Below are 13,544 nucleotides of genomic sequence, written 5' to 3'. Positions count from 1 at the left end.
TTTAAATCAAAAAAGCTATCCACCAAAGTGGAAAGCTTTTCATTGGTCTAACTACTAAACCCGCTACGAGTTACAAATTCGTAGCAAACAACACAACTAACGTTAAAAACCTTATGGGGCAAAAAAGCCTTTCTGTTACGAAAGGCTTTCCCCAATATTGCGGTCTGGACGGGACTCGAACCCGCGACCCCATGCGTGACAGGCATGTATTCTAACCAACTGAACTACCAAACCTCTGCGTTATTGCGGTGGCAAAGATACAATAGATTTCCGTTTACGCAAGCGTTTTTTGAAAAAATAATTGATAAATTTTCGCCTTATTATCCAAAGTTTTGTTTTTCAACCAAGTATGTCATTAAAATTTTTTCGAAACTTTCATCCACACTCACCGGAATGTACTTTATTCGGTTTTGAGAGCAGGTTAAAGCCAACTTCTTGAAGTAACTTTCCACCTGTTTTTCGTATTCTTCTTTCACATTATCCGCAAAAATCGCTACTTCATCTCCCGTTTCCACATCAATAAACTTCCTTGGAGCATTATCAAAGTCAAAATTTAACTCTGTTTTGTTATCGACAACATGAAACAAGACTACTTTATGCTTATTGTGTTTCAAATGTTGCAGTGCATTAAACAGCGCTTCTTCTCCCGATGATTGGGAACCAGACTGAAACATATCCGTAAATAAGATGATCATCGAACGGCGGTGGATTTTTTCCGCTATTTGATGCAAAAATGTAACCGCGTCTGTATTTTTTTCAACAGCAGGCTTCACAAGTAAACCTTCGAGCGTATTCAAAATCATCCGATGATGGCGATCACTACCTTTTTCAGGCGCGTAGTACTCGTATGTATCCGAAAACACACTTAGACCCACAGCATCGCGTTGTTTCCTCAACAGATTCATTAAAACTGCCGAAGCCAATACTGAAAACCCAATCTTATTCTCAAAAAAGTTCTGATTGTCTTTTAATTTTGGATAATGCATCGATGAGGAATTATCGATAATAAGATGACACCGCAAATTAGTCTCTTCCTCAAAGCGTTTTGTAAACAGGCGATCCGTTTTGGCAAACAACTTCCAATCAATATGCTTGGTGCTTTCGCCAACATTATACACTTTATGCTCGGCAAATTCAGCTGAAAAGCCATGAAACGGGCTTTTGTGCATTCCTGAAATAAAACCTTCCACAACTTGATTAGCCAACAACTCCAGATGCTGGAAACTGGAAATTTTTTCTATTTGCGATTCAATCTTCATCTACCAAATATATCAAAAGATTGAATGATTTAAAAATTAAAAGATTACCGAAACAAAACTTAATCAAGAAGCGGAAATAAATGCAGCTTAAACAAAAAAAAAGGCTTGACTTTCACCAAACCTTCTCTTTGAATCCAATAAAGATTCTATATAAATCATAATCTACCGATTACAACAAAGCGTCTAAACTATCAGCGTAAGTTTGTTTCGGAGCAACTCCTACTTGTTTCCCTACTACTTCTCCGTTATGAAAAACCAAAACCGTTGGAATATTTCTCACTCCGTATTTAGCTGCAAATTCTTGGTTTGCATCAACATCAACTTTTCCTATAACAACTTTTCCTTCGTATTCGTTGCTCAATTCATCAATGATTGGACCTACCATTCTACAAGGTCCACACCATGCTGCCCAAAAATCCACCATTACCGGTTTGTCTGATTTCAAAACTACTTCCTCAAAAGTAGCATCTGTTATTGCTAATGCCATAATATTTTATTTAAAGTTTATCGTTTGAATATTTTAAAGCTTCAAACTAGGTTACAAATTTAGAAATTAAAAACAAACCAAACACTATTCCCAAATTAGTTTTGACTATAAACATATTGTTAATTCTTATCTTTCTTCACTGCAAAATTCCGTTTTTGATTTTCAGGAGCTATTTCCTGCTGTACGCTGTATCTTTTTACAATTTTTTTAGACTGGAAGCCTTTTGAATGCTTCCAGTCTAAAAAAATTGTAAAAAGGATGCCGCTCCCATCAGGGCTAAAAAACCCGCGTTCCAAAAACCTATTTTTTTAAAACAAAAAAAGGGATGCTTTTTCAAACATCCCTTCTCCTATAATAAAACTGTATTACAAGCTATATTTCAATCCAAGCGTCAAACCAAGACCACTGATTCCAACATAAGAACTTAATTCATCCATCGGTTTAGTTGAATCCAATCCATTTGGATTTGTCGCAGCATTATTTGAATTAACATCCAAACGGTCTACATAATTCGTATGAATTTGAGCCTGACTTCTACCTGCCAAAGCATTTTGACCATTCATAGTAAATTCAGTAGTTTCTTTCGATTTACCATGAACAGTAAAATTACGATATTCTAATTCTGCAAATGCAGAAATATGTTTTCCTAATTTATATGAAGAACCTAATGTCGCCATAAAACCTACTGTTGGATTTGGCTTAACCTTATCAACACTATGAACAGCTACCGTAGCAGGGTTAGCAACACCTGTAGGAGCAATTGCATCTGTAGTAATTTCTAAATCACCGTGAACTGGTAAAAGTACCCCAACTTTCGTGTATGGTTCAAAACCATTTTGCTCTCCTAAAAATAAAACTAAAGCAGGAGCTAAATCAAAAGCAGTGATTTGTCCCACTGATTTAAAATTATAAATAGGCCGACCACCCGACATAAAAATTACATCTGTAGTTGTTTGAGCCATTGTTTTATCGTTACTAGAATAATAATTTACCCCCATCTCAACACCCAAACGCGTATTAAATCTATAGCCAACAGTTGCTCCAGTTCTAAAACCTTCACCAAATGAACCTGTAACACTTTCTTCAGAAACTAATTTTCCACCTACGTAAACTTTATCTAAAGCTGCATTACCTCCAACTGTTGGAAATTCTGTAGCGGCAGTTTGCAAGAAGTAAGATCCTCCAAGTTTAAAATACCAACTTTCTTTTTTTTCGGTTTGTGCAACCATAGTCATTGAACAAACCATTAATCCTAATACAAATAGGTTCTTTTTCATAATTTTGTTTTTTGTTTTAGGACAAACTTATATAATTTTAACTAATGCTTTTATGTATTTCTTAAAGAAATGTGAACACAAAAACAAAATTATATGCATGCATATAAAAATCAAGTGGTTACGTAAAAAATTTAACGTTTTAAATCCAAAAAAAATAATCTCAAGGAAGTAAAAAAACTAATATTAGTAAAATTGAACCTTATTTTGATGCTACTAACCCTAAAAAACAAACCTCTCGATTCATTATTATTCTAATTCCGGCATTTAAATTTTATTTATCTGTACTGTTTACAACACCTAATTCAGCTTAAAATTAATCTGCATTTTTTCCAGTTCCATTAACAATTCATTCGAAATTTTAACTTTCAGTTTTCTACTCGGCATCGTTAGCTTGGTGACTACCTTAATTTCTTCCACCTCTTCCACTTTTGCAACAGCATTACTCTCTGGAATTTCGAGAGTTTCCATTTCAGAATTATCATTTTCATCAACAAAAGCAACTTCTTCATTCTCTAATTCAACTGGAGCAACAGCAACGAGGCGTTTTGTTTTTTCCAATTCCATAACCTCAAAAGAAACCGTGTTATCTCCTTTATTCTCTTGAAAAAGGTGACTCAATTTATGGATAAAATCTGTTTCTAAATCCTTAATATTTAGCAGTACAATTAATTTTCTAGCAAAAGTTTCTAATACATCTTGCAATTGTTTTACCTCAACAAACTGAAGTCTTGGTTCTCCTTTTTTTCCAGTATCTCGGTCTGTCCAGCCTTCTTTTACCAATACTTTCATGAACGTGAAATTATTCTGGATAAAGAAATGACGGAACTTTAAATACTCTTCCCCAAAAATTCGGAACTCATAACTTTCATCATATCCTTCTAATGTAAACATACCCCAACCTTTTCCATTTTTAGCCACACGATGTTGCACATTATTGATGATTCCTCCAAACGCTAGGTTTTTACTCACATGCAATTCCATGTTTTTCAACGCTTCCAGTTTGGCATTACAAAAATATTTCATTTCAAATTTGTAATCGTCTAAAGGATGTCCCGAAATATAAATCCCTACAACTTCTTTTTCTTTAGCCAATTTTTCCATCGTGCTCCAATCCTCGCAAGGTGGCACGATAGGTTCTGCGATTTGAACATCACTGCTGTCGCCAAACAAACTCACTTGGGATGAATTCTCATTTTCCTGAAACTTTGCACCATACCGAATCGCTTTTTCATAAAAAGTAATTCCATCGCCATCATCATGAAAATATTGCGCTCTAGTAGTTCCTGTGAAGGAGTCAAATCCTCCCGCCAAAGCCAAATTTTCTAATGCTTTTTTATTTGCCGCACGCAAATCGATACGTTTGGTCAAATCAAAAATAGATTTATATCTTCCGTCTTTTCTTTTCTCCACAATCGTAGCCACAGCGCCAGAGCCCACTCCTTTAATCGCTCCCATTCCAAAACGTACCGCGTAATCATCATTAACGGTAAACTTATAAAAAGACTCATTTACATCAGGCCCCAAAACTTGTAACCCCATACGTTTGCACTCTTCCATAAAGAACGAAACTTGCTTGATATCACTCATATTATTCGAAAGTACTGCAGCCATATATTCAGCAGGATAATTCGCTTTTAAAAATGCTGTTTGGTACGCAATCCAAGCGTAACAAGTAGAGTGTGATTTATTAAAGGCATATTCCGCAAAAGCTTCCCAGTCTTTCCATATTTTCTCCAGTTTATCTTCGGCATGACCTTTGGCGGCAGCCTGACTGATAAATTTGGGTTTCATTTTATCCAAAACGTCCTTTTGCTTTTTTCCCATCGCTTTACGCAAAACATCGGCATCACCTTTCGAGAAATCTGCCAGTTTTTGGGACAAAAGCATTACTTGTTCTTGGTAAACGGTAATTCCATAAGTATCTTTCAGTAATTCTTCGCAGGCATCAAGGTCATAAATAATTTCCTCTTCACCATTTTTTCGCTTGACGAAACTCGGAATATAAGCAATTGGTCCCGGACGATACAATGCATTCATCGCAATCAAATCGGGAAATACTGTTGGCTTCAATTCCTTCATATATTTCTGCATTCCAGGACTCTCATACTGAAAAATCCCAACTGTTTCTCCCCGCTGAAAAAGCTCATACGTCTTCAAATCATCTATCGGAAACGTGTCTGGATCAAGATCAATTCCGGTTCTGTATTTTACTAATTTAACGGTGTCTTTTATCAGAGTCAGGGTTTTCAAACCCAAGAAGTCCATCTTCAGCAATCCGGCACTTTCAACTACCGAGTTATCAAATTGAGTCACATACAAATCCGAGTCTTTGGCAGTAGCCACAGGAACAAAATCAGTAATATCGCTTGGCGTAATAATCACTCCACAAGCGTGAATCCCTGTATTTCTTAAGTTTCCTTCTAAAACTTTAGCTTGCTGAATGGTTTCTCCACCCAAATCATCTTCATTAGCAAGACCTATTAATTCTTTTATTTTATCGTATTCCTCGGGACGAACCGCTTTTTTAATGATATCTTCTTTTTCATTTAAAAAACGAGCCAAATTCCACTTGGAGGGCATCATTCCCGGAATCAATTTCGCAATTTTATCTGCTTCAAATAAAGGCAAATCCAGCACACGAGCGGTATCTCGAATGGCTGATTTGGTTGCCATTTTACCATACGTGATAATTTGTGCCACTTGTTTCGAACCGTATTTTCGGATTACATAATCCATTACGCTACTTCGTCCTTCGTCATCAAAATCGATATCAATATCGGGTAGTGACACACGATCCGGATTCAGGAAACGCTCAAAAAGGAGGTTGTACATCAATGGGTCAATATTGGTAATTTTCAAACAATACGCCACCACCGAACCCGCCGCAGAACCCCGACCAGGCCCTACAGAAACGCCCATACTTCTCGCTTCGGCAATTAAATCCTGTACAATCAGGAAATAACCGGGATAACCAGAATTGGAAATCGTTAACAATTCAAAATCCAATCGTTCCTGAATTTCTTCAGTAATAACAGGATATCGTCTTCTTGCTCCTTCAAAAGTCAAATGTCTTAAATACGCATTTTCACCTCGTACTCCGCCATCAACTGCATCTTCGGGATTATTAAATTCAACCGGGATTTCAAATTTTGGAAGTAAAACTTCACGAGCCAAATCGAAAATTTCAATCTTATCCACAATCTCCGAAATATTCGAAATCGCTTCCGGCAAATTGGCGAAAAGCTGTTTCATTTCGTCTCCCGACTTGAAATAATATTCCTGATTTGGTAATCCGTAACGATAGCCGCGACCACGGCCAATAGGCGTAGTTTGCTTTTCACCATCACGCACACAAAGCAAAATATCGTGTGCATTCGAATTTTCCTTGTCTATATAAAAGGTATTGTTTGTCGCAATAATCTTGACATCGTGTTTCCTTGCCAATGAAATCAAAGACGAATTCACCCGATTTTCATCTTCTTGATTGTGACGCATCACCTCAATGTAAAAATCTTCCTTGAATTCATTTTTCCACCAAATCAAGGCTTCTTCGGCTTGGTTTTCACCTATGTTTAAAATCTTATTTGGGATTTCACCATAAAGGTTACCAGACAAAACAATAATATCTTCTTTGAATTCCTGAATGACTTTCCTGTCGATTCTTGGCACGTAATAAAATCCTTCGGTGTAAGCGATGGAAGACATTTTAGCCAAATTATGATAGCCTTTTTTGGTCTTCGCCAAAAGCACTATTTGGTAACCATTGTCTTTAACCGACTTATTTTTATGGTCTTCACACACAAAAAATTCGCAACCCACGATTGGTTTCATCGGAACTTCAGTAGGTTCTTCACCATTTTCTATTGCCGCTTTATTTTTGGCTTCAGCCGCCTTATTGTGGTATAAAATATCGCGCACAAAATGAAAAGCACCCATCAAATTCGCATGATCCGTCATTGCAACCGCAGGCATTTTTTGCTGAGCTGCCGCTTTTACCAATGCCGCAATACTAATTGTAGATTGCAACACGGAAAATTGGGTGTGATTGTGCAAATGCACAAAAGGCGTATCAATAAGCACCTTTTTATTCTCAGAAAGTTCTGCTCTGGAAACGGCAGGAGCTTGTTTCTCTCCAAATTGCTGCCGAATTTTATCCGAAGCTTCCTTGAGATTGATATGTTTTAAACCAATGAGTTTAATCTCACTTGGGTTCTTACTTTGAAAGTCTTGAAAATAACTGGCAGGAACATCCAGTTCCTCTTTTGTGAAAATATCACGACGAATCAACTCCAAGAAACAACGTGTAGTTGCCTCCACATCGGCAGTCGCGTTATGCGCTTCGCCAAAAGGTTTATTAAAAAGATACGAGTGCAATTCCGTTAATGTAGGCAACTTAAATTTCCCTCCTCGACCACCCGGCAATTTCAATAAGGAAGCCGTAACTTCAGTACATGTATCCAGAATTGGCATGGAACTCATTTGGCTTTCAACGCCCATTCTGTAAAATTCGCAACCCATAATATTGATATCAAAACCTAGATTCTGACCCACAATAAATTTGGCTTTGCCTAATGCGATATTGAATTTTTCCAAAACTTCCGCCAACGAAATTCCATCTGTCTCAGCCAATTCAGTAGAAATACCGTGAATTCGTTCCGCGTCATATGGAATATTAAAACCTTCGGGCTTGACCAAATAATCTTGATGCTCGATGAGTTTTCCCATATCATCGTGCAACTGCCAAGCAATTTGAATACATCTTGGCCAATTGTCTGTGTCAGAAATGGGAGCGCCCCAACGCTTTGGTAATCCTGTAGTTTCGGTATCGAATATTAAGTACATAAATCCCCTCCCCAGCCCTCCCCGAAGGAAAGGGTGCCTAAACCCAAAGATTCAGACCGTGTATTTAACTGGCTTAAAACACTTTAAAATTAATAATAGTAGCAAAAAAATGAATTTCAAATTTATGCTTTTTTTAGCTAAAAAAGTGACTGAAGTTATCAACAAAGAGAAGAAAAATTTCTCTTCTTTTTAAAAAGATTTCTCTGATATTTCCCATTTCTGAATCCGCACAATCATCTTCTGATTACTACACTAAAATACAAATTTATCAGTTCTCCTTTTTTTGGATGTCGTAGTATTTTCTCAAAGTAAATTAGAATTCTATGACTCCAAATAATTCTTAAACGTTGAGATTAAAAGACTAAAAAAGAACTATTCAAAAGAGCAATTTTTCATTATAACATTGACAATTATTTAATAAAAAGTCCAATTTATATATTTAATGTAAACAAAAGTGCTTTTTTAAACATAAATTTAATGAATTAATAATTTTAAAGAAAGCTCTTAATTCAGAAAAAAAGCGAATCAAAAACGAAATAAATCTATATTAAAAGTAAACAATAAAGCTACAGATACTTTATCGGAAACCGTAAACTGTTTAAATTGCGTTTTGGGTATCGTATATAATGAAATATTAAAAAATAAAGACTTGATTCTTTTTTTAATTTTGCTTTCATTGTTATCATCTTAGTCAACTTGGCTATAAAAAAATACATTAAAAACATATTAAAATGAGTACTACATTATTTGACAAAGTATGGGATTCGCACGTGGTGCGTAAAATTGAAGATGGACCAGACGTGTTTTTCATTGACCGTCATTTCATCCATGAAGTTACTAGTCCTGTAGCTTTTTTAGGTTTGAAAGAAAGAGGAATTTCAGTATTATATCCAGAGCGTACTTTTGCTACTGCTGACCACAACACACCAACTATAAATCAACATTTACCCGTACAAGATGCACTATCTGCCAATCAATTAAAAGCATTGGAAGACAACGCAGCAGAATATGGCATTTCGCACTGGGGATTAGGTCACCAAAAGAATGGAATTGTACACGTTGTAGGTCCTGAAAACGGAATTACTTTGCCAGGCGCCACTATTGTTTGTGGAGATTCTCATACCTCTACGCATGGTGCTTTTGGCGCAATTGCTTTTGGTATCGGAACTTCAGAGGTTGAAATGGTTATGGCTACACAATGTATCATGCAACCAAAACCAAAGAAAATGCGTATCAACGTAAATGGTGAATTGAGTAAAGGTGTTGGTCCAAAAGACGTTGCATTGTATATTATTTCTCAATTAACCACTTCTGGAGGTACAGGATATTTTGCAGAATATGCAGGAGATGTTTTTGAAAACATGTCAATGGAAGGTCGTATGACTGTTTGTAACTTGAGTATCGAAATGGGTGCTCGTGGCGGAATCATTGCTCCTGACCAAAAAACATTTGATTTCTTAGAAGGAAGATTATACGCTCCAAAAGGCGAAGCTTGGACAAAAGCAGTTGAATATTGGAAAACATTAAAAACAGATGCTGATGCAGTTTTTGACGCTGAATTAAACATCAATGCTGCAGATATTGAACCAATGATTACGTTTGGTACGAACCCTGGAATGGGAATTGGTATCTCAAAAAATATTCCAAATGCCAACCAAGTAGAAGGTGGCGCCGAAACATACAAAAAATCTTTGGCTTACATGGGCTTTGAAGAAAATGACGTAATGATTGGTAAACCAATTGATTTTGTCTTCTTGGGAAGTTGCACCAATGGTAGAATTGAAGATTTTAGAGCTTTTACAGAAATTGTAAAAGGGCGACAAAAAGCAGAAAATGTTACGGCTTGGTTAGTTCCGGGCTCTCATGTTGTAGAAGCACAAATCAAAGAAGAAGGACTTTTGGACATTCTTACTGAAGCTGGTTTTGTATTACGCCAGCCAGGTTGTTCGGCTTGTTTAGCGATGAATGACGATAAAGTTCCTGCGGGAAAATATGCTGTAAGTACATCCAACAGAAACTTCGAAGGTCGTCAAGGTCCAGGTTCAAGAACATTATTAGCTAGTCCAATTATGGCAGCTGCAGCTGCAGTTACTGGAAAACTAACAGATCCAAGAGATTTATTCTAGTTGAAAGTCGATTGCAATAACAATATCAAAAATTAATAAAATGTTTTAGTTTTTATGATTCTGTTTTCTATACAAGAAACCTGAAACCTAAAACCTAAAACCTGAAACCTAAAAAAATGGCATACGATAAATTTAATATCCTTACCAGTAGTGCAGTGCCACTATCAATAGAAAATGTAGATACCGATCAAATAATCCCTGCGCGTTTCTTGAAAGCTACCAAACGTGAAGCTTTTGGAGACAATCTTTTCAGAGACTGGAGATACAACGGAGATGACACTCCAAAAGCAGATTTTGTACTAAACGACTCAACTTACAGTGGAAAAATCCTTGTTGGAGGAAAAAACTTCGGTTCAGGTTCTTCGAGAGAGCACGCAGCTTGGGCAGTTTACGATTACGGTTTCCGTGCAGTTGTTTCCAGTTTTTTTGCAGATATCTTTAAAGGTAATTGCTTAAACATTGGTGTTTTACCGGTACAAGTAAGTCCTGAATTTGCCGACACTATTTTCAAGGCTATTGAGGCTAATCCAAAAACAGAATTGGAAATCAATCTTCCAGAACAAACTATTACTTTATTAGCAACTGGTCAAAAAGAATCTTTTGATATTTCTGGTTATAAAAAAGACAATATGGTCAACGGTTTTGATGACATTGATTATTTACAAAACATCAAAGAGGAAATTATTGGGTTTGCTGACAAACTTCCTTACTAAAAAACAAACAATAAAAAAGCAGTTATTTAAAGTTCAATAGTATAATTAAGCCTGAGAACTGCTTTTACCTTTTTATAAAAACACAAAAGCAAGATTTCAATTTACTGAAATCAAAACTACTTTTAGCATCAAATTTATAATGGAAAAAAGAAAAATTGAAATAATGGATACGACACTCCGTGACGGTGAACAAACCTCGGGAGTATCATTTTCTGCTGCAGAAAAACTAACCATTGCACAATTGTTGTTGGAAGAATTAAATATTGATAGAATCGAAATTGCTTCTGCACGCGTGAGCGAAGGGGAATTTCAGGGTGTGAAAGGAATAATGAATTGGGCTAACGAAAAAAATTACTCCAATAGAATTGAAGTTCTAACCTTTGTTGATGGCGGACTTTCCATAGATTGGATGAAAAAAACCGGAGCTAAAGTCCAGAATTTACTAACCAAAGGATCTTTGAATCATTTAACGCATCAGTTAAAAAAAACACCCGAACAGCATTTTACTGAAATCGAACAAGCCATAGTTTTGGCTCAGGAAAACAATATTGAAACGAATGTCTATTTAGAAGATTGGAGTAACGGAATGCGGAATTCACCTGATTATGTGTTTCAATATTTAGATTTTTTAACCAAACAACCAATTAAAAGAGTCTTACTACCGGATACTTTAGGCGTTTTGATTCCTTCAGAAACTTTTGAATTTATTTCGAAAATTATAGCAAGATACCCTGATACTCATTTTGATTTTCATGCACACAACGACTATGATTTAAGTATCGCAAATGTAATGGAAGCAGTAAAAGCGGGAATCCAAGGACTCCACGTGACCGTAAACGGAATGGGAGAACGTGCTGGAAATGCACCACTTGAAAGTACTGTTGCTGTAATCAATGACTTTTTTCCGCAAATAGAAATCGGCGTAAAAGAATCCTCATTATACTCCGTAAGTAAATTAGTGGAGACTTTTACCGGTTATAGAATTCCTGCCAACAAACCTATCGTTGGTGACAATGTGTTTACCCAAACTGCCGGTATTCACGCTGATGGTGACAATAAAAATAACTTATATTTTAATGATTTGCTTCCAGAACGTTTTGGAAGAAAACGAAAATACGCCTTAGGAAAAACATCCGGAAAAGCTAATATTGAAAAAAACCTTCAGGAATTGGGTCTTCAATTAAACCCTGAGGATTTAAAGTTAGTTACCCAAAGGATTATCGAATTAGGCGACAAAAAAGAAACGGTTACCAAAGAGGACTTGCCTTATATAATCTCTGATGTTTTAGACAGTCAAACTTATCAGGAAAAAATTGTTGTTGAGTCCTATATATTATCTCATGCAAAAGGCATGCGTCCATCGACCACTTTATCTCTAAAAATAGACGGCGAAATCATTGAAGAGCACGCACAAGGTGATGGACAATTTGATGCTTTCATGAATGCTTTGGCAAAAATATACAAAAGCAAAAATTTAGAATTGCCTAAATTGATCGATTATGCCGTACGAATTCCGCCAGGAAGTAGTTCTGACGCCTTATGCGAAACCATAATTACCTGGACGAATAATGAAAAAGAATTCAAAACCAGAGGACTGGATTCAGACCAAACAGTTGCCGCAATTATAGCAACCCAGAAAATGTTGAATGTTGTTGCTGCCCAATAATAAATAGAAATACATTAATATAAAATAGACCTAATGAAATTTACCATAGCCCTTTTAGCCGGAGACGGAATTGGACCCGAAGTAATCAATGAAGCTGTAAAAGTTTCGGATGCCATTGCAAAAAAGTTTAACCATGAAATCACTTGGACACCAGCACTTACAGGAGCTTGTGCCATTGACGCCGTTGGAGTTCCTTATCCTGACGAAACACATGAAATTTGCATGAAAGCAGATGCTGTTTTATTCGGAGCTATTGGACATCCAAAATATGATAACGACCCAAGTGCGCCTGTAAGACCCGAACAAGGTTTATTATTGATGCGTAAAAAATTAGGTTTGTTTGCCAATGTACGTCCAACCTTTACATTTCCATCTCTGATTGACAACTCCCCTTTAAAAAGAGAACGCATTGAAGGAACTGATTTGGTTTTCTTAAGAGAGCTTACCGGAGGAATATATTTTGGAGAAAAAGGAAGAAAAGACGATGGCGAAACAGCTTTTGACACCTGTACGTACAACAGATCTGAAGTACAACGTTTAGCAAAAAAAGGTTTTGAATTAGCAATGACCCGAACTAAAAAATTATGTTGTGTGGACAAAGCCAACGTAATGGAAACTTCCCGATTGTGGAGAGAAACAGTACAAGCCATGCAAAAAGACTATCCAGAGGTGGAGGTGAGCTATGAATTTGTTGATGCGGTTGCCATGCGTTTGGTACAATGGCCAAACTCTTATGATGTCCTGATTACTGAAAACTTATTTGGAGATATATTAACGGATGAAGCTTCTGTAATTTCAGGTTCTATGGGATTAATGCCATCAGCATCTGTTGGAGAACATACTTCATTGTACGAACCAATTCACGGATCGTATCCACAAGCCACAGGTTTGAATATCGCTAATCCGTTAGCGACCGTTTTATCTGCTGCAATGATGTTTGAAGATGCTTTTGGATTAAAAGAAGAAGCAGAAGCTATTAGAGCAGTGGTGAATAAATCCTTAGAACAAGGAATTGTAACCGAAGATTTAGTTGCAAAGGGAAGTAAAGCGTATAAAACGAGTGAAGTTGGCGACTGGTTAGTTGCTAATCTATAAAATTTATTTTGTTTAAAAATTGAGTAATAGCTAAGATTACAACCTGAAAAACAACACTCACTTTTAGCTCTTACTCAGC

Annotated in this window: 8 protein-coding genes and 1 tRNA gene; 4 read left to right on the top strand and 5 right to left on the bottom strand. The window is 36.5% G+C overall.

What is annotated here, in order from left to right; translation table 11 throughout:
* Positions 1 to 160 precede the first annotated feature (160 nt).
* The 5 genes from BMX64_RS13090 to dnaE form a co-directional block, all read right to left on the bottom strand.
* A tRNA-Asp gene (locus tag BMX64_RS13090) sits at positions 161 to 234 on the bottom strand.
* A gap of 86 nt (positions 235 to 320) precedes the next feature.
* Positions 321 to 1,259 carry a DUF58 domain-containing protein gene (locus BMX64_RS13085; protein WP_091172810.1) on the bottom strand — a complete coding sequence of 313 codons (939 nt, stop codon included), beginning with the start codon at positions 1,257 to 1,259 and terminating at the stop codon, positions 321 to 323.
* Positions 1,260 to 1,428: 169 nt separating this feature from the next.
* A complete protein-coding gene (trxA, locus tag BMX64_RS13080; protein WP_066083169.1) occupies positions 1,429 to 1,746 on the bottom strand; it encodes a thioredoxin in 318 nt (105 codons plus the stop codon).
* 365 nt (positions 1,747 to 2,111) lie between these two features.
* Positions 2,112 to 3,023, bottom strand: coding sequence for an outer membrane beta-barrel protein (locus BMX64_RS13075; protein ID WP_091172807.1), 912 nt, complete (start codon positions 3,021 to 3,023; stop codon positions 2,112 to 2,114).
* A gap of 297 nt (positions 3,024 to 3,320) precedes the next feature.
* Positions 3,321 to 7,865: a DNA polymerase III subunit alpha gene (gene dnaE, locus BMX64_RS13070; RefSeq protein WP_091172803.1), complete on the bottom strand. Its 4,545-nt coding sequence runs from the start codon at positions 7,863 to 7,865 to the stop codon at positions 3,321 to 3,323.
* A 731-nt stretch (positions 7,866 to 8,596) separates the two neighbouring features.
* On the opposite strand from dnaE, the gene leuC reads away from it, so the two are divergent.
* The 4 genes from leuC to leuB all read left to right on the top strand — a co-directional run bounded on the left by leuC (position 8,597) and on the right by leuB (position 13,465).
* Entirely contained in the window at positions 8,597 to 9,991 is a 1,395-nt protein-coding gene (gene leuC / locus BMX64_RS13065) for a 3-isopropylmalate dehydratase large subunit (RefSeq protein WP_091172800.1), read from the top strand.
* A gap of 116 nt (positions 9,992 to 10,107) precedes the next feature.
* On the top strand, positions 10,108 to 10,704 hold the full coding sequence (gene leuD, locus BMX64_RS13060) for a 3-isopropylmalate dehydratase small subunit (protein ID WP_091172796.1): 597 nt from the start codon (positions 10,108 to 10,110) through the stop codon (positions 10,702 to 10,704).
* 139 nt (positions 10,705 to 10,843) lie between these two features.
* Positions 10,844 to 12,370, top strand: coding sequence for an alpha-isopropylmalate synthase regulatory domain-containing protein (locus tag BMX64_RS13055; protein WP_091172792.1), 1,527 nt, complete (start codon positions 10,844 to 10,846; stop codon positions 12,368 to 12,370).
* Between the two features lie 33 nt (positions 12,371 to 12,403).
* The gene (leuB, locus tag BMX64_RS13050) at positions 12,404 to 13,465 is read left to right on the top strand and encodes a 3-isopropylmalate dehydrogenase (RefSeq protein ID WP_091172789.1); all 1,062 of its coding nucleotides are present in this window, start codon (positions 12,404 to 12,406) and stop codon (positions 13,463 to 13,465) included.
* Positions 13,466 to 13,544 lie beyond the last annotated feature (79 nt).

This window comes from Flavobacterium sinopsychrotolerans (assembly GCF_900110375.1).
In the GTDB taxonomy this organism is placed as follows: domain Bacteria; phylum Bacteroidota; class Bacteroidia; order Flavobacteriales; family Flavobacteriaceae; genus Flavobacterium; species Flavobacterium sinopsychrotolerans.
The sequence above is the reverse complement of the archived record's forward strand: the minus strand, read 5'-3'. Positions and strand labels throughout refer to the sequence as shown.

Excerpts from the sequence above, each read along its gene's own strand:
- BMX64_RS13085 (WP_091172810.1), bottom strand. The coding sequence starts at position 1,259 with ATGAAGATTGAATCGCAAATAGAAAAAATTTCCAGTTTCCAGCATCTG.
- trxA (WP_066083169.1), bottom strand. The coding sequence starts at position 1,746 with ATGGCATTAGCAATAACAGATGCTACTTTTGAGGAAGTAGTTTTGAAA.
- BMX64_RS13075 (WP_091172807.1), bottom strand. The coding sequence starts at position 3,023 with ATGAAAAAGAACCTATTTGTATTAGGATTAATGGTTTGTTCAATGACT.
- dnaE (WP_091172803.1), bottom strand. The coding sequence starts at position 7,865 with ATGTACTTAATATTCGATACCGAAACTACAGGATTACCAAAGCGTTGG.
- leuC (WP_091172800.1), top strand. The coding sequence starts at position 8,597 with ATGAGTACTACATTATTTGACAAAGTATGGGATTCGCACGTGGTGCGT.
- leuD (WP_091172796.1), top strand. The coding sequence starts at position 10,108 with ATGGCATACGATAAATTTAATATCCTTACCAGTAGTGCAGTGCCACTA.
- BMX64_RS13055 (WP_091172792.1), top strand. The coding sequence starts at position 10,844 with ATGGAAAAAAGAAAAATTGAAATAATGGATACGACACTCCGTGACGGT.
- leuB (WP_091172789.1), top strand. The coding sequence starts at position 12,404 with ATGAAATTTACCATAGCCCTTTTAGCCGGAGACGGAATTGGACCCGAA.